Source organism: Actinocorallia aurea (genome assembly GCF_054783995.1).
The window spans coordinates 138,784-156,418 of the sequence record NZ_BAAGPQ010000028.1; the positions used below are offsets into that span (position 1 = coordinate 138,784).

A 17,635-nucleotide genomic window follows, 5' to 3' on the forward strand; every position below is an offset into this window, starting at 1 on the left:
TGATGTCGGCGTTGCCGGGGTTCTCCTCGGAGCGTCGCTGGCTGCGGTGCTGCTGGTGGCGCTGATCGTCGTCGGCGTCATCGCGGCGGTGCGCTACCTGGGCCATGACCCTCGGGCCGAGGGCCTCGGCCGCGAGGAGGCGGTGCGCCGCGGGCCCCAGGAGGTCCTGTCCGAGCGTTGCGCCCGCGGGGAGATCGGCACCGAGGAGTACCGGGAGCGGATGGCGGAGCTCAGGGAACGCTGACCCTCGGCCGGCCCGGACCGGGCGGCGGTTGTCAGGGCCGGGGGTCGCGGATGCGACGTAGTGGCCGTGGGTCGGGTAGAGGGCGGCGAGCTTCTCCGCGGTGAAGGGCAGGTGGGTGCCGAATAGGACGCGGAACGTCTCGCCGGAGTTTCGGCCGCGGTCGAGATGATCGCCGGCCCGCGTCCCGAGCGAGGTCAGAAGGGCCCCGTCCGGTGGATGAGGCCGAGGCGGGTGGCGGCGGCGACGGCCGCGGTGCGGGAGTCGACGTCGAGTTTGGTGTAGACCCGGGCGAGGTGGGATTTGACGGTGCCCTCGGTGAGATGGAGCCGGGCTCCGACGGCCTGGTTGGACAGGCCCTCGGCGACGAGGGCGAGCACCTCGGTCTCGCGTCGGGTGAGGGCGGTGCCGGGGGAGCGCAGCCGGTTCATCAGCCGGTCCGCCACGGAGGGGGCCAGCGCCGTACGGCCCGCGGCGGCCGTGCGGACGGCGGCCGCCAGGTCCTCCGGCGGGGCGTCCTTGAGGAGGTAGCCGGTGGCGCCCGCCTCGATGGCGGGCAGGGTGTCGGCGTCGGTGTCATAAGTGGTGACGATGAGGACGCGCGGAGCTCCGGGGCGCGCGGTGATGGCCGCGGTGGCCTCGGCGCCGTTCATCCCCTTGCCGAACCGGAGGTCCATGAGGACGACGTCGATGTCGCCCCGGGCCGCGCGGGCGACGGCCTCCTCGGCGGTGGCGGCCTCGGCGGCCACCGCGATGCCGTCCTCGGTCTCCAGGACGGCCCGCAGCCCGGCGCGGACCACGGGGTGGTCGTCGGCCAGCAGCAGCCGGATGGGGGAGCCGGTCATGTGCGGTCCCCGGGGTCGAGGGGAAGCAGGGCGGCCAGGACCGTGCCGCGGCCCGGGGCGGTGTCGAGGACGAGGGAGCCGCCGAGGTCGTGCACGCGGGCGCGCATGGCGGCCAGCCCGAACCGGCCCTGCTCGGGGCCGGCGGAGGGAAGGTCCGCGGGGTCGAAGCCGATCCCGTCGTCGGCGACGTTCAGCGCGACCTGTCCGCCGAGGTAGCCGAGGGAGACCTCCGCGGTGGCGGCGTCGGCGTGGCGGACGGTGTTGGCGAGCGCGGACTGGGCGACGCGCAGCAGCGCCACCTCGTACGCGGTCGGCAGCGGGACGGGCTCGCCGGTGAGGCGGAAACGAGCGGTGACCGGGTGGGCCGCGCCGGTGCTCGCGCAAAGGCGCGCCAACGCGTCGGCCAGGGTGGCGCCCTCCAAGGCGGGCGGGGCGAGGGCGGCGACGAAGCGGCGGGCCTCGGCGAGGTTGTCGACGGCGGTGCGGCGGGCCTGGCCGACGTGGCGGGCGGCGTTCTCCGGGCGGTCGGGCAGGGCCCGCTCGGCGGCCCGGAGCAGCAGTTGGATGCTGGACAGGCCCTGGGCGAGGGTGTCGTGGATCTCCCGGGCCAGGCGTTCGCGCTCGGCGAGCACCCCGGCGGTGTGCTGGGCCGCGGCGAGGTCGGCGCGGGTGGCGGTGAGATCCTCGATCAGTTGACGGCGGCTCTCGCTCTCCCGGTACAGGGCCTGGTAGCCCCACACGACCGCGATCGCGACGGCGGCGCCGAGGGCCGGTCCGATCGCCATCGCCGCGCCGAAGGAGCCCTGATGGGCGGCGAAGCCGCCGATGGCCGCCGCCGCGGTGGCCGTCACGGCGGCCAGGCCGCCGCGCCGGGGCAGCAGGTGGAGCTGGAGGAAGTAGAGCGGGAACGCCAGCCACACCCCGTCGCGGGACAGCGTCAGCAGCACGAGCCACAGGGCGCCCATGGAGGCGAGCCACAGCGCGGCGGCGCGGCGCGAGCGGCGCACGAGGGGCAGCGCCGGGCCCGCCGCGTAGACCAGGGCGCAGATCGCGGCCACGGCGACGACTCCCGCGGCGTGCGGGAGACCGGCGGCCTCGGCCCGGCCGGCCGCCAGCACGAGCAGGGCGGCGACCAGCAGGTGCAGGCACCAGGCGAGGGCACGGGTGGTCGGGATCAGAGGAGGGGTTGCGGCGTTCACGGTGCCTCCAGCTTAGGGACCGGTCCTCGTCGCCGCGTCCGTCGAAAGATGCAGACCGTGCGCCTTCCTTCGGCACGCCAGGTGCCCTCCTGCGCACGATGCACGGCGGGGAGACCGGCGGAGAAGCTGGAGACGTCCCGCTTCGCCCATGGAAGGACTGGTCCGAGCCGTGTTCGTCGCCTGGAGAGACCTGAAGTTCGCCAAAGGGCGCTTCGCCCTGATGGGCGCCGTCATCATGCTGATCACCCTGCTGGTCGGGCTGCTCTCGGGTCTCACCGCCGGGCTCGGGCGGCAGAACGTCTCGGCGATCACGTCGCTGCCCGCCGACGCCATCGCCTTCGGCGCGCCCGGCGGGCGGGCGGACCCGTCGTTCGCCGATTCGGCCGTCACCGAGCGGCAGTGGCGGCGGTGGGCCGAGGTGCCGGGGGTGGCCGCCGCCGAGCCCCTGGGGATCACCCCCACCAGGGCCGAGTCGAGCGGCAGGAGGACCGGCGTGTCCGCCTTCGGTGTCCGGCCCGGCGCCGCGATCGCCCCCGAGGGGGCGATGATCGATGACGGAACGGCGGTCCTGTCGGCCGCCGCAGCCGAAGCCCTGGGCGCGGTCGCAGGAGACGGCGTCACCCTGGCCGGGCGCCGGATGACCGTCGCGGCGGTGGGCGGTGACGCCTCCTTCAGCCACACCCCCGTCGTCTGGATCACCCTCGACACCTGGCGAGAGATCGCGCCCCGCGGGGACCGCGCCGAGGGGCCGACCGCGACCGTCATCGCCCTGACCACCGGCCCCGGCGCCGACACCGAAGCCGCCGACCGCGTGATCGGCACGAAGACCGTCTCCAGGGACGACGCGCTGTCCGCGATCGGCTCCTACACCTCGGAGAACGGCTCCCTGCAGCTGATGCGCGGCTTCCTCTTCGCGATCTCCGCCCTGGTCATCGGCGCGTTCTTCACGGTGTGGACCATCCAGCGCGGCGGTGACATCGCCGTGCTCAAGGCGCTGGGCGCCTCCACCGCCTACCTGCTCGGCGACGCGCTCGGCCAGGCCGCCGTCCTCCTCGTCGGCGGCACCGCGGCCGGCGCCGGGACCGCCGCCGCGCTCGGCGCGCTCGTCGCGGGCGGCTCCGTGCCGTTCCTGCTCACCCCCGGCACCGTCCTGGCCCCGGCCGGCATGACGATCGCGCTCGGCCTGGCCGGAGCCGCCCTGTCCGTCCGCCGCATCACCTCCGTCGACCCGCTGACCGCTCTGGGGAGCGCCCGATGAGCCTCGACCTGACCGACGTCACCCTCACCTACCCCGATGGGGCGTCCCGTCTGACCGCGCTCGACCACGTCACCCTCCATGTGCCCGGGGGCAGTCTGACCGCCATCGTGGGTCCTTCGGGCTCGGGGAAGTCAAGCCTTCTCGCGGTCGCCGCCGCCCTCATCACTCCCGACGCGGGCACCGTCGCCGTCGACGGCACCGCCGTCACCGGCATGTCCCGGAGAGAGCTCACCGCCCTGCGCCGCGCCAAGATCGGCGTCGTCTTCCAGCAGCCCAGCCTGCTGCCCTCCCTCACCGCCGCCGAGCAGCTCCGGGTCACGACCCGGATCGGCGGTCGCGAGCGGCGCGGCGCCCGGGACCGGGCCATGGCGCTGCTGGACGCCGTCGGGCTCGCCGACCAGGCCGGACGCAGGCCCCAGGAACTGTCGGGCGGGCAGCGGCAGCGCGTCAACATCGCCAGGGCCCTGATGAACGAACCCCGCGTGCTCCTGGTCGACGAGCCCACCAGCGCCCTCGACCACGCCCGCGGCGCCGCCGTCATCGACCTGATCACCCGCCTGACCCGCGAACGGGGCACCGCGACGGTCCTGGTCACCCACGACCGCACTCACCTCGCCGCGGCCGACCGGATCGCCGAGGTCAGCGACGGACGTCTCGGCCTCCCGCGCCCTGGTGGTGACGGTGCCGGAGACCCCGGTCGCGTTCGATGAGGGGGCGGCCGGTCAGGCGGCAGGCGGGATGACCATGGTGGGCACCCAGGAGGTACGGACGACCTCGCGGCTGACGGACCCGAGGAAAGACGCCGAGACGGGGCCCCGGCCCCGAGCCACGACGACCACGAGACGGGCCCGGTCGAACCCCTTGCGGATCAGCGCCGCGGCCCCGCCGACCTCGAACTCGGCTTCGACGTGGACGTCCGGGTAAGCCGCACAGATCCGCTCGACCGAGCGGTGGAAGCGCTCGGCGCACACTACGGGCAGGTCCTTGTCGTCGAGGAACGGCGCGAGCGAGACACGGGCATCGGCCACCAGGCGCAGACCGCCCGCAGGGGCAGACCGCGCAGATGAGCCTCCAGGACGGCGGCGCGCAGGGCCTCCTCAGCCGTCTGCGCCGACGAGGACCTCGCCGCGCACGGCGGCGGGAGGCGGCGGCGTGTCGGGGACCGGCACGGTCGGTGTGCGCGTGTGCGCCAGGACCTGTGCCCGGCGGACCTCGACCTCCGGGTGGCTCGCCTTCACCCGTTCGACGGCCGAGCGGGTCATCTGCTCGGCGCTGTCCTCGATGGCGTTCACGGGCACGGCGACGAACCTCGGCACGCCGTTTTACGCGGATGGCGGCGACGACATCGAACAGGTGATGCAGGAGATGGCGGAACACGGGATCAAGCGGCTCCCGGTGATCGAGGACCACCACCTGATCGGGATGATCAGCGAGGCCGTCGGACACCGTCCTGTGATGCGGCCGGCGCGGCGGCGGCCGCGCTCTGCCGCTCCGCTCGGCTGGGGAACCGCCCGGCGGGCCTTCACCGTGCCGTCCTCCGTCTGAGGGCGGCGCGGCGGGCCTCGTCGACGCCCCACACGATGAACGGGAAGACTGCGAGCACGGCCAGGACGTCGGCCGGGAGCGGGGTGGTGCCGAAGACGCGCTGGAGGACGGGCACGTACATGAGGGCGGCGGTGAAGGCGAGCTCGAAGGCGATGCCCCACAGCAGGAGCGGGTTGGTGAACAGGCCGACCTGCCGCAGCGAGGCTTGGTCGGTGCGGGCGGCGAAGGCGGTCCCGACCTGGCACAGGACGATGCCCGCGAACGTCGCCGTCGTGGCCGCCCGGTAGTCGTCGTGCAGCGGGGTCCCGGGCCCGGTCGGATCGCCCGGGGTCCATCCGGCTCGCCACAGGACGAGGAAGAAGCCCGCCATCACCAGCACGGCCGAGGTGAGGCCGAGCACCCCCCAGGCCCGGACGAGCATGTCCCGGGTGATCACGCTCTCGGAGGCGCGGCGCGGCGGGCGGTCCATGAGGCCGGGCTCGGCGGGCTCACGGCCCAGGGCGAGGGCGGGCAGCGTCTCGGTGCCCAGGTCGATCGCGAGGATCTGCATGACGGTCAGGGGCAGCGGGACCGCGCCCGCGCTGAGCGCGAAGCCGAGGAACGGCACGACCTCCGGGACGGCGTGGGCGAAGATGTAGACGATGAACTTGCGGACGTTGTCGTAGACCCTCCGGCCGGACTCCACGGCGGTGACGATCGTGGCGAAGTCGTCGTCGGTGAGGACCATGGCGGAGGCCTCGCGGGCCACGTCGGTGCCCGAGCGGCCCATCGCCACGCCGATGTGGGCGCGGTGCAGGGCGGGCGCGTCGTTGGCGCCGTCTCCGGTCATCGCGACGATCTGCCCATGGGAGCGCAGGGCGTCGGCGATATGGAGCTCGGTCTCCGGCGCGGATCGGGCGAAGACGATCTCGTCGCCGGAGGTGATCAGGGCGTCGAGGTCCGCGTCGGTGATCTTCTCGGCGTCCGGCACGATCCGGGGCGCGGCGCCGCCGATGCCGGCCTCCGCGGCGACGGCCGCGGCGGTGGTGCCGTTGTCGCCGGTGACCACGTGCACCCGGAGCCCGGCCCGGTGGCACTGCGCGACGGCGTCGGCGACCTCCGGGCGGGGCGGGTCGTACAGGCCGACCAGCCCGATGATCCGCAGGTCCCGCTCGGCGTCCTGCCTGCGCGCGGGGGTATCGGGCAGGGCCCGGGTCGCGACGGCCAGCACGCGCAGGCCGTTGCGGGCCATCGCGTCGACCTGGGTCATCACCGCGGTCCTGTCGGTGCCCGGGGCGGCGCGGTCGAGGACCGCTTCAGGGGCTCCCTTGACGTCCAGGACGAGACCCTGATCGGTCTCGGTCACCACCGACATCAGCCGCAGGCGCGGGTCGAACGCGTAGAGCGCCCGGCGGCCCGAGTCGCGGGCCGCCGGGTCGAAGCCGGGCCCCTCCGCCTCGACGAGGGCGACTTCGGTCGGGTCCCCGTGCCACGCCCCCCCGCTCGTCGCGGGCCGCCGTGGTGCAGCGGGCGGCGGACTCCAGGAGCGCGGCGCGCTCGCCCGGCGGCCAGGCTTCGTGGAGCATCATCTGGTTGCGGGTGAGGGTGCCGGTCTTGTCGGTGCAGATCACCGTGGTGGAGCCGAGCGTCTCCACGGCGCTCAGCCGTTTCACGACGGCTCCCTGCCGGGCCAGGATCCGTACCCCGACGGCCAGCGCGAGCGTGATCGTGGGCAGCAGCCCTTCGGGCACGTTGGCGACCAGCAGGCCGATGGCGAACACGAGCGCGTCCTCGGTGGGCAGCCCGGCCGCGATCCCGACGAGCAGGAACACCGCGCCCATCCCGACCGCCACCGCCGCGATCAGCCAGGCGACGCCCTTGACCCGCCGCTCCAGCGGACTCTCCTCACGCCGGGTGCGCTGGGTCAGCGCCGCGATCCTGCCGATCTCGGTGTGGCCTCCGGTCGCGAACACCACCGCGACCGCGCGCCCGCCCGCGCATGTCGTCCCGCTGAACACCAGGTTCGGCTCCTGGACCAGGGTCCGGCCCGCCTCCGCGGGCCCGGGTAGCCGCTCGACGGGTGCGGACTCCCCGGTCAGCATCGACAGGTCGACCTCCAGCGCGCCGTCCACCAGCCGGGCGTCCGCCGGGATCTTGTCTCCCTCCTCCAGCACGATGACGTCGCCCGGCACGAGGTCGACGGCGTCCACCGCAGCGGTGCGGCCGTCGCGCACCACCGTCGCCCGCTCGGGCAGATAGCTCGCCAGCGCCTCCACGGCGCGCTCGGCCTGCCTCTCCTGGAACAGGGCGAACGCGGCGTTGAGCACGATCACCGCAAGGATCGCGACCGCCAGGACCGCGGTCCCCGCCACATAGGCCAGCGCCGCCGCGCCCCACAGCAGCAACGCCAGCGGGTGCACGAGCTGCCGCCCGAGATCACCCCACAATGACGTCCGGTGCCTGCGCCGGACCTCGTTCGGCCCGTACACGGCGGCCCTGCGCGCGGCCTCGCGCTCCGACAGGCCCTCCGGCCCGCTGTCGAGTTCCCTCCGCAGCGCGGGCAGGGGCTCGCGCGGATCGGGCCATGGGGGTCCCTCCTGCGCCGGCGGCATCCTCATCGCGATCCGGGAAGGTCAAGGCAGCGAGGTGTCTCCGGTGGGGGCCGGAGTCCTCCGGCGATGCGAGAGCGGGTCACGAACATGATGATCGCGGTGCTCTCGCCTGCCGCATCGAAGCCGCGGACGCGGGTGATCCATGGTTTGCGCCACCTTGGCCAACGACGGGGGCCGGGTGGCTGAGACGAAATGCGCCCGCACGGGCAAGTCCGCCGCTCAGGTCGTCCAGATGTCGCCCTGAGCGGTGACGGCGAGGGCGGTGAGGCCGGGATGGGCGGCGAGCCAGTCGCGGGCGGCCCCGCCCATGGCGAAGAGGGCGGTCGACAAGGCGTCGACGGTGGTCAGGTCGCGCCCTGCCAGGGTCAGGCTCAGCAGCCCGTGTGCGGGGCATCCGGTGTGCGGATCGCGGATGTGGGCACCGCGCTCGTAGGTCCCCGAGGTGGCGACGGCGAGGTTCCGGCCCTCGATCGAGGTGAGAAGGCGGGTGCGGTCGCGGGGGTCGGTGATCCCGATGTTCCACTGCCGCCCGGGTGATGCCTCCCCATAGGTTTGGATGTCGCCGCCTCCGTTGACGCATAGGTCTTCGGCGCCCGCCGAGCGCAGGATCGAGGCGGCGCGTTCGATCGCCCAGCCCTTGACGAGGGCGCTGGGGTCGAGGCGTCCGGTGGCGGTGACGCTGAACCAGCCGCCGGTCCTCTGCGCCACCTCGGCGCACAGGGAGAGGACCTCGGCCACGTCGGGCGTGCATTCTCCGACGGTGGTCTCGCCGCGGTCGAGGCGGCTGATCTCGCTGCCGCGCCGGAAGGGCGAGAAGCGCTCGTCGACGTCATGGAGCCACGCCACCGCCTCTGCCAGGGCGGCGCGGATCTCGGGCGTCGCCGGTGTGCGGACGTCGAAGGAGAACACGGTGCCCATTGCGTGCTCGACGTGGCGCAGTCCCTCAGGCACCGGCGCGGTCCAGGGCGCTCTGGAGGGACCCGATGTAGCCCTCGCTGGTGTAGGTGGCACCGGAGACGGTGTCGATCCGGGCGGTTCCGGCGGCAATGGCCTCGCGGGTGAGGATCGGCACCGCGAATGACGCGATCTCCCGGTCCCGGCCGTTCTCGGAGGGCACCTGGATGATGTCGACGCCCGTCAGCTCGCCGTTCTGCAGGGTGATCGAGACCTGGACGGGCCCGAACCGGGTGAGGACCGGATCACCCTGGAACGTCCCGTTGGTCTTCTGTGTTGCTGTTTCGGCCGATGCGCTCGGACCGTCGGCGGTGGACGTCCCGGATGTGGCCGGGAGGAGCGACGCGTGGTGCGGCTTCAGGGACAGGAGCAGGACGACTCCGGCGATCGTGGCGGTGGTGGTGGCGAGGGCTCGGCGCATGTTCGGTCTCCGGTTCACAGTGCGAAGGACTCCTCGTGGATGCGGCGGCGGGGCACCCCGGCCGAGCGCAGGGCGGTCCGCGCGACGTCCGCCATGCCGGGCGGTCCGCACAGATAGACGTCGCGTTCGGCCAGGTCCGGCACGACCGCGCGCAGCGCCGTCGCGGTGAGCGGCAGGCTGTGGCTTCGGGGCTCGTCGACGAAGTAGTGGACGCACCGTCCGTCCCGCCGGGCGATGGCGTCGAGTTCCCGCCGCAGCGCCAGGTCGGCCGGGGTCCTGGCCAAGTAGATGAGGCTGGCGTCGCCGGGGAGCGTCTCGAACAGGGCGCGCAGAGGCGTCACCCCGACGCCTCCCGCGATCAGGAGGGATCGTTCTCCACGTCCCCTCGACGGAGTGAGCGCTCCGTAGGGGCCTTCGGCCCAGACCCTGGTCCCCGGTGCGAGCCCGGCGATCGCGCGGCTGTGGTCGCCCGCGGTCTTGACGGTGATCCGCATCAGATCGGGGCGTGCCGGAGCCGACAGCGAGTACGGGTTGGCCGCCCACCGCAGCCGCGGAGCGGCGAACCGCCAGCGGAAGAATTGACCGGGCTCGATGTTCAGCTCGTCCAGGCGCCTGCCCGAGACGTGCACCGAGTGGACGCCCGGCGCCTCTTCCACGACGGCGGCGACGCGCATCCGGTGCCGCAGTGCAGACCTGACCGGGACGAGGAACCGGAACCACAGGATGAGACCCGCCGCCCCCAGGTAGAGCCCGTACCAGAAGCCCTTCGCGGCAGGGGCCGCGAGGAACTGGGCGCCCAGCGCCAGCTGGTGGGAGAAGGCCAGGAAGAGCGCTAGATAGGTACCCATATGCACCAGATGCCAGATCTCGTAAGGCATCCTCGCGCGAGCCGCCCGCGCCGACGTCACGCCCACCACGACCAGGAGGAGGAAGCCCAAGGTCCCCTTCAGCATCTCCGGGTAGTCGAACACCACGGTGACGGTCTCGCTCACCGGGTCGGTGCGGGCCGTCATCGCGTATCCGGCGATGATCAGCACGGTGTGGCAGCAGGCGAGGGTCCAGGTGCAGCGGCCGCCGAAGGCGTGCCAGCGGGCGAGCCGGTCGGCGCCGACGCCGCGCTCCAGCGCCGGGACCCTGGCCATGAGGATCACCAGGACCGCGGCGCCGTAGCCTGCGAGCAGCCCGGTGATCCGGCCCGCCTCGGTGATCCACCCGGCCGGGCCGACGACGCTCGGTGTGGTGCGCCACCACAGCGCGAGCACCATGGCCCCGCCCAGCGCGATCAGTGAGAGCGGCGCCCAGGCCGGTGCCCTGAGCCGCACCGCCGGTACGGGCGGCCGCGACGATGTGGTCATGGTGGTCCTTCCTGCCTTTGCGCCCACCGTGGCCCGCCATCCTCTGATTTCCCTCTGAAAGGCCGGGGGTAGGAGGATTCTCAGAGGGAACTCAGAGGCGGGAAGAGCAGACTGCGGCCATGACCAGTAAAGGGCCCCGGCGGCCCGACGGCACGCCCGTCCGGGTGCTCGTCGTCGACGACGAACCCGACATCGCCGACGTCCTCGTGCGCATGCTCCGCGCGGAAGGATGGGAGACGGCCTCGGCCGCGGACGGCTCAAGGGCCATCGCCCTGGCAAGGGAGGTCCGGCCCGACGCGGTCGTTCTGGACGTCATGCTTCCCGACCGGGACGGCCTCACCGTCCTGCGGGAGCTCCGCGCGGTCCTGCCGGAGGTCTGCGTGCTCTTCCTGACCGCCAGGGACGCCGTTGAGGACCGCGTCGCGGGGATCACCGCGGGCGGCGACGACTACGTCACCAAGCCGTTCAGCCTCCAGGAGGTCCTCGCCCGCTTGAACGGGCTGGTCCGGCGGGCGGGGATCACACGGCGGACGGCGGACCGCCCCGGCCTGCTCAAGGTGGCCGGTCTGGAGCTGGACGAGGACTCGCGCGAGGTGTTCCGCGACGGCGATCCGGTCGATCTGACCCCGACCGAGTTCGAACTCCTCCGGTTCCTCATGCGCAACCCGCGCCGGGTCCTCAGCAAGGCCCAGATCCTCGACCACGTCTGGAGCTACGACTTCGGGGGCCGGGCCCATGTCGTCGAGCTGTACATCAGCTACCTGCGCAAGAAGATCGACGCAGGACGCGCGCCGCTGATCCACACGGTGCGGGGCGTCGGCTACGTGTTGCGGCCGGAACGCCCATGAGGTCCCTGTGGGTGCGGCTGACCGCCGGGCTCGTCGTCCTGCTCGCCCTGAGCTGGCTGGTGGTTGGCCTGGTGACCCGGGCGCAGCTGAAGGACTTCCTCGTCGGCAGGATCGACCAGCAGCTGGCAGCGGCCGGCGGACGGTTCCCCGCGACCCTCGAACACTCCGAGACGCCGCCCGGCCGCGACGACCGCGCCGACACCCGGGGCCAGGCCGACGGCACCTTCGGTGCCCGCTTCGACAGCGGGCGGCTCACCGACCAGGCCGTCGTCCGCGGAAGCACCGTCGATCGGGTCGCGTTGACCGACGCGGACACCGCCGCGCTCGCCGCGCTGCGACCGGGGCGGTCGCGCTCCCTCGTCCTGTCCGGCCTCGGCGAGTACCGGGTGAGCGCCGTCGAGGGTGAGGACGGCGACGTTCTGATCACGGGGCTGCCGCTGGAACAGGCCGAGGAGGTCGGGCACCGGCTGCTCGTGGTCGAGGCCGCCTTGTTCGCCGTCGTCCTCGCGGTCGCGGGAGCGGCGGCCGCCGGATGGGTCCGGCTGGCGCTCCGGCCGCTGCGCCGCGTCGCCGCGGTGGCCTCCGACGTCGCCGACCTGCCGCTCTCCGATGGCGAGGTGGCCCTGCCCGCCGGGGTCTCCGACGGCGATCCGAAGACCGAGGTCGGGCGGCTCGGGTGGGCGTTCAACCGGATGCTGGGCCATGTCCAGGCGTCCCTCGCCCGGCGGCAGGCCAGCGAGGAGCGACTGCGCCGCTTCGCCGCCGACGCCAGCCACGAGTTGCGCACTCCGGTCGCCGTCGTCCGCGGCCACGCCGAGCTCGCGCTCAGGAACGCCGGCCTCTCCCCGGAGGTCGCGCACACCCTGCGGCGCATCCAGGCGGAGTCGGTCAGGATGGGCGACCTCGTCGAGGATCTCCTGCTCCTGGCCCGCCTCGACGCCGGACGGCCCCTGCTGCGCGAGCCCGTCGACCTCACCCGGCTCATGCTCGACGCGGCCGCCGACGCCCGCGCCATCGGCCCCGACCACCGCTGGCGCCTCGACCTTCCCGAAGAGCCCGTCACCGTCACCGGCGACCGGCACCGGCTCCACCAGGCGCTGGGCAACCTCGTCGCGAACGCCCGCCACCACACGCCGCCGGGCACCACCGTCACCCTCCGCCTCACCCCCGGAGCCGACACCGTGCTCCTGGAGGTCCACGACGATGGCCCCGGAATCCCCGCCGACCGGCGGGCCGGCCTGTTCGACCGCTTCGTCCGCGCCGATCCGGGCCGCAGCCGTGCCGATGGCGGTTCCGGCCTGGGCCTGGCGATCGTCAAGGCCGTCGCCGAAGCCCACGGAGGCGCCGCCACCATGGCGAGCGCGCCAGGCGACACCGCCTTCCGCATCGCTCTCCCGGTCGGCTGATCCCGCCCGGACTCCGTGCGAAACGGGGCACGGCGATCGGGCGAGCGCCGCCGACGCCGCCCCGGCCGCCTGACCCTCCACCCGGAACGGAAGACACCACCATGACCACGATCGGCATCACGGCCGTCCGCGCGCTGCCTCCCCGGGGAGGCGCTGCTCTTGGACGTCCGCAGCCCGGCCGAGTTCGAGACCGCCGCCGGACTCCGTCCCTCTCGGCCTGGCCGGAAGAACCCTGGGAGCGGCCAAGGCAGACGGGCGGCTCGCCTACTACCACCAGGACGACAGCGGGTTCCCGCGGCGACGGCGACTCCAGCTCAGGCAGCACCCGCCCGCGGCCAGGCCGGTCTGACACCATCACCCGGCAACGATTGAACGCGAGCGCCTAAAGGGAAGACCTGAACGGACAAGAGCATCAAGGCGTATCGGAGCCAGCCGCCCCTCTGCCGGTGGCTCCGGAGAACGGAAGCACCAGGCGCACACGACCCATGTGACCGCGACGAACCATTCGAGTGCGAGGCCATCCACCGTTGCGGCCCGGCCGGCTCGACTCGCTCGGTGCCGGGTCAGGTGACCTGGAGGGTGGCCATCATGGCCATGTCCTCGTGTTCGAGGTTGTGGCAGTGGGCGAGGTAGCGGCCGCGGTAGGAGTCGAAACGGACGGCGAGATGGATCTCGGTGCCGGGAGGCAGCTCGACGGTGTCCTTCCATCCGGCGTCGTAGCGCCCCGGGCCGCCGGCTCCCCGCCCGAGGACCTGAAAGAACGCGCCGTGCAGGTGGAAGGGGTGGCGTTCGACGCTGAGGATGCTCCATTGCTCGGTCTGCCCGAATCCGGGGCGCAGGAGGGGGGTCGCAGGGTCGAAGGGCCGCCCGTTGACGCGCCACATGGTGCCGTTGCGGGAGAAGACGAGCCGCCGGTGGGCGCCGGTGGGCGTGAGCCGCGGGAGGTCGGCCAGCCGCTGCGGGACGGCGGAGTCGTCGGTGGTCTTGCGGGTGATGTGGAAGCGCATCACCCGGCTTGGGCCGCCCGATGCCGCGGTGTTGACCAGGGTGACGGTGGAGCCGACGGCGTAGCGGGCGAAGTCGACGATGACGTCGAAGCGCTCTCCCGGGGAGATCCGCAGGGTCTGGTGGGTGAGAGGTGCGGCGAGCAGGCCGCCGTCGCCGCCGATCTGAAGGAACTCGCTCTCTCCAGGACCGCTCAGGCGTAGTTCGTAGCGGCGGGCGTTGGAGCCGTTGACCAGGCGCAGCCGGTAGCGGGCGGCGGCGACTTCGGTGTAGGGCCAGGGGACGCCGTTGACGAGGATGACGTCGCCCAGGGCCCCGCCGGAGATGGATTCGGCCATGCCCGGCTCAGCGAGGGCCGGGTCCGTGGAGGGGTAGATCAGCTGGCCGTCGGTGTCGAAGGCGCGGTCGCAGATGAGCAGCGGGATCTCCCGGTCGCCGTCGGGGAGCGGGAGGGCTGCTTCTTCGGCGTCGCGGACGATGCACAGGCCTGCGAGGCCTCGCCATACCTGGGCGCCGGTGAAGTCCATGCGGTGGTCGTGGTACCAGAGGGTGGCGGCGCGCTGCCGCATGGGGAAGCGGTAGTCGCGCCGGAGCGTGGTGATGTTCGCGTCCGGGTCGTGCATGGAGCGCATGCCGCCGTCCGCGTGGTGGGCTGCGCCGGCGTGGCCCGCGGGGTGGAGCAGGTCGGTGGGGAAGCCGTCCTGGGAGGGCGGGGTGAGGCCGCCGTGCAGGTGGGTGGAGACCGGGACGGGAAGTTCGTTGGTCTGGGTCACGATGAGAGGGGTGCCGGATCGGGCCTCAAGGTAGGGGCCGGGGAAGGTCCCGTCGTAGCCCCAGATCGTGGTGGCGTAGCCGGGCAGGATCTCGGCTTTCGCGGCTTTGAGCGTCATCGCGTGGTGGTCGCCCTCCGCCGAGGTCCGGATGGGTGCGGCGGGGAGGGGCCTGGTCAGCGGGAGGGTGAACGGCCGGGGTAGGCGGGCGCTGCTGGTGAGCGGGCCGGGATTGAGCGGCCCCCCGCCCTGGCACGCGGCCAGGGCGGGAGCGGCGACCAGGCCGAGCCCGGCTGTTCTGAGGAAGCCGCGGCGGGATGGTCCGGTCATGCGCCGGCCTCCTGAGAGTGTGCGGGCCGTCGGCCGCCGAGGAGCAGCGGCAGGGTGGCGATGGTGGCGCCGAACAGCGCGACGCCGAGGGGGATGTGCAGCCAGAGCAGGTGCTGGGTGCCGGCCGTGAGCTGGACGATCTCCAGGACGAACAGCGTGGCCAGGACGGGCACGACCTTCGGCCCGATGAGGTGCCTGCGGCGGGCGATCGCGGCGAGGACGGTCAGGCACAGGGTGAGGGTGGTCAGGGCGGCGGCGTTGGTGCTGTGGCCGTCGATCGCGTCGTCGCGGCCGGACAGGAACATGCCGGCGAGGACGGGTTGGAGGAAGAAGGAGATCGCGTGCACGATGGTCGCGACCCGCAGGGCGAGGAGCATCATCGGGCGGCCTCCGGGCTTGAGGGAGTGCGGACCGTCAGACGGGCGGCGGCGAGGCCGGCGAGGTACCCGGCGAGCAGCAGGCCGAGCCCGGTGAGCAGGCCGGGTTTGACGGTCATGCAGGCGAGGACGGCGGTGATGACCCCGGTCCTGGTCAGGACCGACGTCCACAGCCGCGGGTCGCGGATCGCGGTCACGAGCTCGGCGGGAAGCGCGTCCTCGGCCTGCCGGGCGGCTTTGACCATGTGCCGAAGGTCCTTGCCGGTGAGGGGTTCGCCGAGCAGGACCATGGCGGTCCAGCCGGCGATCCCGGCGATGATCCAGCCTTCCCACGACCATGCGGCGATGGCGAGGGACAGTCCGGCGGCGAGGGCGCCCAGCCTCCCCCACACGCCGAAGGCGGCCGATGCGGTCAGGGCGTTCAAGCCTTCGCGGGCCCCTGGGACGGTGGTGGCGCTGCGGAGGGCCAGGACGCCGAACCAGTCGGTGATCAGGCTGGCCAGCATGGTGAGGGCGGCGAGGAGGTGCGCGGTGAGAAGCGTGTTCTCTAGGGTCACGACGGGGGTTCCTTCAAGCGGCCGGGGGGACGCTGCGTCCCCCCGGCGGTGGCGGGACGGTCAGGCGGCGGTGTCGGGGATCCAGGAGCCGTGGATGCCGCCGGTGACGCGGCGTGGGAGCTGGATGGCGGCGATCTGGTCGAGGCCGGAGGCGTCGAGGATGAGGAGGCGGGAGGAGTCCTGCTTGAGGTCGGAGATGACCGTGAGGAGGTAGCCGTCGTCCTCGTTCGCGGCGCCTTCGGCGGGGACGAAGACCGCTTCGCTGGGCAGGCGGGCGTCGCCGACCTGGTGGACGCGGCGGGCGCCGGTGGTGCGGTCGTACTTGACGACGCCGTAGCCGCCGTTGCCGTCCTGGTCGGGGAAGGAGACGGCGTAGGTGTAGCGGTTCTCCGATCCGAGGCGGTCCTCGTTGAGGGTCGGGAACTCGACGGCGAGGTCGTCGATGATCTGCTCGTCGACGCTGCCCCGGTCGAGGTCGATGCGCCAGCGGCGGGTGTAGGAGCGGGTGTTGGGCTCGGTGCCGCGGCCGGGGGCGCCGACCCACCAGTTCCAGGACAGCTGGAAGCCTTCCCGGTCGACGGTGGGGCCTTCCAGGACGATGGCTCCCTGCGGGTCTTCGTAGGCGTTGGAGGCGTGGAGCATGTTGCCGGGCTCGATGGTGAACCAGCGGATCTTCGACGCGCCGTCGGCGGTGCGGGGCATGACGCCGATGCGGGAGGGCTGGGTGTCGCTCCAGCCGTAGGGGATGCCGGAGTGCTCGGTCGGGTCGAAGGTGACGGAGCCTTCGATGAAGACGATGTGCTGCCGGGTGATGGCGAAGTCGTGCTTGAGGGAGGCGGTCGCGCCGGGGATCTCGGCGGTGTGGACGATCTGGCCCTTGGTGTCGGCGATGTAGTAGATGAGGTAGGGCGGGAAGGGCGAGGAGCCGAAGAAGTGCAGTTCACCGGTGACGGGGTCGGTCTTGGGGTGGGCGGTCATCGCCGAGCGGAGCTTGCCGTCGAAGTCGTAGGCGCCGATGGTCTCCAGTTCGGCGTCGAGTTCGAAGGGGAGGTTGGCCTCGCACAGGGCCAGCAGTTTGCCGCCGTGCTCGATGACGTGCGTGCCGGCGGCGCTCGCGGTCAGGTCCACGCCGCGCTCGGTCATGTAGGGGGCGCCTTCGAGCGCCGGGGTCTTGACCCAGCGGTTGCGGTACCACTCGGCGCGGCCGTTCTGGAGCCGGATGCCGTGGACCATGCCGCTGCCCTTGAACCAGTGGGTCGGGGTGACGCCGGGCTTGGGGTTGTGGCTGTTGCGGATGAGCCGCCCGTTCAGCTCGGGCGGCAGGTGGCCTTCGACGGCCAGGCCGGTCGCGGTGATCTCGTCGACGGCGGGGGTGTAGTGGCCGGTCAGGTAGGGCTTGGCGGTCATGGAGGTTTCCTCTTCCTTGACGTGCTTGTCGTGTGCTGCGGCGGGCGTCGTCATCAGGCGGCCTGCTCGGCGCGGGTCTTGAGGGCGGCGAGCCAGGATTCGAGGGAGGCGTGCAGGGCCTGGCCGAGCTGCTCGACCGCGGCCTCGACGGGCGCGCCGGCCCAGGACTCCTCGGTGTGCACGGTGACGCGGTCGCCGTCGGCGGTGAACGTCCAGACGTGGACGCCGTCGATGCCGCTCGCCGGGCCGCCCCACACGATGCGCTCGCCGGGCACGATCTCGTAGACCGTCGAGGTGATGTCCAGGCCGTGGGTGGTCCACTGGAAGGAGCTGCCGGGCTCGACCGGGCCGTCCAGGACGGCGGTGTCGATGTCGCCGTTCCAGGTGGGCCAGGCGTCGATGCCGGTGTGCAGCGCCCACACCCGGTCGATGGGGGCGTCGATGGTGGTGGACAGGCGGACGATCACGGGGGCGGTCTCGTCGATGGTGCGCATGGGAGATGACCTTTCGATGGGATGAGGATGAG

General features: G+C 73.1%; 19 protein-coding genes and 3 pseudogenes. 6 read left to right on the top strand and 16 right to left on the bottom strand.

All coding sequences use genetic code 11. From position 1 onward, the window contains the following. Positions 1 to 55: 55 nt before the first annotated feature. The gene (locus ACYVOM_RS31595; protein WP_460307215.1) at positions 56 to 244 is read left to right on the top strand and encodes an SHOCT domain-containing protein; all 189 of its coding nucleotides are present in this window, start codon (positions 56 to 58) and stop codon (positions 242 to 244) included. Positions 245 to 301: 57 nt separating this feature from the next. Here ACYVOM_RS31595 and ACYVOM_RS31600 read toward each other — a convergent pair. The 3 genes and pseudogenes from ACYVOM_RS31600 to ACYVOM_RS31610 form a co-directional block, all read right to left on the bottom strand. Next, positions 302 to 544, bottom strand: a pseudogene (locus ACYVOM_RS31600) (hypothetical protein); the annotation flags it as partial. Next, positions 439 to 1,086 carry a response regulator gene (locus tag ACYVOM_RS31605; protein ID WP_460307216.1) on the bottom strand — a complete coding sequence of 216 codons (648 nt, stop codon included), beginning with the start codon at positions 1,084 to 1,086 and terminating at the stop codon, positions 439 to 441. The pseudogene ACYVOM_RS31600 and the gene ACYVOM_RS31605, both read right to left, overlap by 106 nt. Continuing rightward, complete coding sequence (locus tag ACYVOM_RS31610) at positions 1,083 to 2,285, bottom strand: sensor histidine kinase (protein ID WP_460307217.1); 1,203 nt, start codon at positions 2,283 to 2,285, stop codon at positions 1,083 to 1,085. Before ACYVOM_RS31610 ends, ACYVOM_RS31605 begins: the two co-directional genes overlap by 4 nt. Positions 2,286 to 2,454: 169 nt before the next feature. Here ACYVOM_RS31610 and ACYVOM_RS31615 point away from each other — a divergent pair, with 169 nt between their 5' ends. Together ACYVOM_RS31615 and ACYVOM_RS31620 are read left to right on the top strand one after the other, a co-directional pair. Continuing rightward, positions 2,455 to 3,543 (top strand): ABC transporter permease, encoded by a 1,089-nt coding sequence (locus ACYVOM_RS31615; protein ID WP_460307415.1) that lies wholly within the window; start codon positions 2,455 to 2,457, stop codon positions 3,541 to 3,543. After that, positions 3,540 to 4,253 carry an ABC transporter ATP-binding protein gene (locus ACYVOM_RS31620; RefSeq protein WP_460307218.1) on the top strand — a complete coding sequence of 238 codons (714 nt, stop codon included), beginning with the start codon at positions 3,540 to 3,542 and terminating at the stop codon, positions 4,251 to 4,253. Before ACYVOM_RS31615 ends, ACYVOM_RS31620 begins: the two co-directional genes overlap by 4 nt. Before the next feature lie 12 nt (positions 4,254 to 4,265). Here ACYVOM_RS31620 and ACYVOM_RS31625 read toward each other — a convergent pair whose 3' ends face one another. Then, the gene (locus ACYVOM_RS31625; RefSeq protein ID WP_460307219.1) at positions 4,266 to 4,571 is read right to left on the bottom strand and encodes a universal stress protein; all 306 of its coding nucleotides are present in this window, start codon (positions 4,569 to 4,571) and stop codon (positions 4,266 to 4,268) included. Between the two features lie 69 nt (positions 4,572 to 4,640). After that, positions 4,641 to 4,841: a hypothetical protein gene (locus ACYVOM_RS31630; RefSeq protein WP_460307220.1), complete on the bottom strand. Its 201-nt coding sequence runs from the start codon at positions 4,839 to 4,841 to the stop codon at positions 4,641 to 4,643. On the opposite strand from ACYVOM_RS31630, the gene ACYVOM_RS31635 reads away from it, so the two are divergent. After that, on the top strand, positions 4,825 to 5,088 hold the full coding sequence (locus ACYVOM_RS31635) for a CBS domain-containing protein (RefSeq protein ID WP_460307221.1): 264 nt from the start codon (positions 4,825 to 4,827) through the stop codon (positions 5,086 to 5,088). The two genes, ACYVOM_RS31630 and ACYVOM_RS31635, sit on opposite strands and share 17 nt — an antisense overlap. On the opposite strand, the gene ACYVOM_RS31640 is transcribed toward ACYVOM_RS31635, so the two are convergent. The 6 genes and pseudogenes from ACYVOM_RS31640 to ACYVOM_RS31665 all read right to left on the bottom strand — a co-directional run bounded on the left by ACYVOM_RS31640 (position 5,066) and on the right by ACYVOM_RS31665 (position 10,409). Next, entirely contained in the window at positions 5,066 to 6,442 is a 1,377-nt protein-coding gene (locus ACYVOM_RS31640) for a cation-translocating P-type ATPase (RefSeq protein ID WP_460307222.1), read from the bottom strand. The genes ACYVOM_RS31635 and ACYVOM_RS31640 overlap by 23 nt on opposite strands. After that, positions 6,425 to 6,508: pseudogene (locus tag ACYVOM_RS31645) on the bottom strand (hypothetical protein); the annotation flags it as partial. The pseudogene ACYVOM_RS31645 and the gene ACYVOM_RS31640, both read right to left, overlap by 18 nt. A gap of 121 nt (positions 6,509 to 6,629) precedes the next feature. Further along, positions 6,630 to 7,685: pseudogene (locus ACYVOM_RS31650) on the bottom strand (HAD-IC family P-type ATPase); the annotation flags it as partial. A 213-nt stretch (positions 7,686 to 7,898) separates the two neighbouring features. Next, positions 7,899 to 8,630, bottom strand: coding sequence for an FAD:protein FMN transferase (locus tag ACYVOM_RS31655; protein ID WP_460307223.1), 732 nt, complete (start codon positions 8,628 to 8,630; stop codon positions 7,899 to 7,901). Beyond that, positions 8,623 to 9,072, bottom strand: coding sequence for an FMN-binding protein (locus ACYVOM_RS31660; protein WP_460307224.1), 450 nt, complete (start codon positions 9,070 to 9,072; stop codon positions 8,623 to 8,625). The genes ACYVOM_RS31655 and ACYVOM_RS31660 overlap by 8 nt, the downstream gene beginning before the upstream one ends. Continuing rightward, a complete protein-coding gene (locus ACYVOM_RS31665) occupies positions 9,069 to 10,409 on the bottom strand; it encodes a ferredoxin reductase family protein (protein WP_460307225.1) in 1,341 nt (446 codons plus the stop codon). Before ACYVOM_RS31665 ends, ACYVOM_RS31660 begins: the two co-directional genes overlap by 4 nt. A 119-nt stretch (positions 10,410 to 10,528) precedes the next feature. Here ACYVOM_RS31665 and ACYVOM_RS31670 point away from each other — a divergent pair, with 119 nt between their 5' ends. Both ACYVOM_RS31670 and ACYVOM_RS31675 read left to right on the top strand, forming a co-directional pair. After that, the gene (locus ACYVOM_RS31670) at positions 10,529 to 11,257 is read left to right on the top strand and encodes a response regulator transcription factor (protein WP_460307226.1); all 729 of its coding nucleotides are present in this window, start codon (positions 10,529 to 10,531) and stop codon (positions 11,255 to 11,257) included. Continuing rightward, positions 11,254 to 12,663 carry a sensor histidine kinase gene (locus ACYVOM_RS31675; RefSeq protein WP_460307227.1) on the top strand — a complete coding sequence of 470 codons (1,410 nt, stop codon included), beginning with the start codon at positions 11,254 to 11,256 and terminating at the stop codon, positions 12,661 to 12,663. Before ACYVOM_RS31670 ends, ACYVOM_RS31675 begins: the two co-directional genes overlap by 4 nt. Before the next feature lie 563 nt (positions 12,664 to 13,226). On the opposite strand, the gene ACYVOM_RS31680 is transcribed toward ACYVOM_RS31675, so the two are convergent. The 5 genes from ACYVOM_RS31680 to ACYVOM_RS31700 are packed head-to-tail and all read right to left on the bottom strand — an operon-like array spanning position 13,227 to position 17,603. After that, complete coding sequence (locus ACYVOM_RS31680) at positions 13,227 to 14,768, bottom strand: multicopper oxidase family protein (protein ID WP_460307228.1); 1,542 nt, start codon at positions 14,766 to 14,768, stop codon at positions 13,227 to 13,229. Continuing rightward, positions 14,765 to 15,148: a hypothetical protein gene (locus ACYVOM_RS31685; RefSeq protein WP_460307229.1), complete on the bottom strand. Its 384-nt coding sequence runs from the start codon at positions 15,146 to 15,148 to the stop codon at positions 14,765 to 14,767. The genes ACYVOM_RS31680 and ACYVOM_RS31685 overlap by 4 nt, the downstream gene beginning before the upstream one ends. Continuing rightward, positions 15,145 to 15,702, bottom strand: coding sequence for a hypothetical protein (locus ACYVOM_RS31690; protein WP_460307230.1), 558 nt, complete (start codon positions 15,700 to 15,702; stop codon positions 15,145 to 15,147). Before ACYVOM_RS31690 ends, ACYVOM_RS31685 begins: the two co-directional genes overlap by 4 nt. A gap of 60 nt (positions 15,703 to 15,762) precedes the next feature. Then, positions 15,763 to 17,109 carry a carotenoid oxygenase family protein gene (locus ACYVOM_RS31695; RefSeq protein WP_460307231.1) on the bottom strand — a complete coding sequence of 449 codons (1,347 nt, stop codon included), beginning with the start codon at positions 17,107 to 17,109 and terminating at the stop codon, positions 15,763 to 15,765. Positions 17,110 to 17,162: 53 nt separating this feature from the next. Beyond that, entirely contained in the window at positions 17,163 to 17,603 is a 441-nt protein-coding gene (locus tag ACYVOM_RS31700) for an SRPBCC family protein (protein WP_460307232.1), read from the bottom strand. Positions 17,604 to 17,635 lie beyond the last annotated feature (32 nt).

Bases quoted from the DNA above. Each gene is read 5' to 3' on its own strand.
- ACYVOM_RS31620 (WP_460307218.1), top strand. From the start codon at position 3,540: ATGAGCCTCGACCTGACCGACGTCACCCTCACCTACCCCGATGGGGCG.
- ACYVOM_RS31680 (WP_460307228.1), bottom strand. From the start codon at position 14,768: ATGACCGGACCATCCCGCCGCGGCTTCCTCAGAACAGCCGGGCTCGGC.
- ACYVOM_RS31640 (WP_460307222.1), bottom strand. From the start codon at position 6,442: ATGTCGGTGGTGACCGAGACCGATCAGGGTCTCGTCCTGGACGTCAAG.
- ACYVOM_RS31685 (WP_460307229.1), bottom strand. From the start codon at position 15,148: ATGATGCTCCTCGCCCTGCGGGTCGCGACCATCGTGCACGCGATCTCC.
- ACYVOM_RS31670 (WP_460307226.1), top strand. From the start codon at position 10,529: ATGACCAGTAAAGGGCCCCGGCGGCCCGACGGCACGCCCGTCCGGGTG.
- ACYVOM_RS31635 (WP_460307221.1), top strand. From the start codon at position 4,825: ATGGCGTTCACGGGCACGGCGACGAACCTCGGCACGCCGTTTTACGCG.
- ACYVOM_RS31665 (WP_460307225.1), bottom strand. From the start codon at position 10,409: ATGACCACATCGTCGCGGCCGCCCGTACCGGCGGTGCGGCTCAGGGCA.
- ACYVOM_RS31695 (WP_460307231.1), bottom strand. From the start codon at position 17,109: ATGACCGCCAAGCCCTACCTGACCGGCCACTACACCCCCGCCGTCGAC.
- ACYVOM_RS31605 (WP_460307216.1), bottom strand. From the start codon at position 1,086: ATGACCGGCTCCCCCATCCGGCTGCTGCTGGCCGACGACCACCCCGTG.
- ACYVOM_RS31675 (WP_460307227.1), top strand. From the start codon at position 11,254: ATGAGGTCCCTGTGGGTGCGGCTGACCGCCGGGCTCGTCGTCCTGCTC.
- ACYVOM_RS31700 (WP_460307232.1), bottom strand. From the start codon at position 17,603: ATGCGCACCATCGACGAGACCGCCCCCGTGATCGTCCGCCTGTCCACC.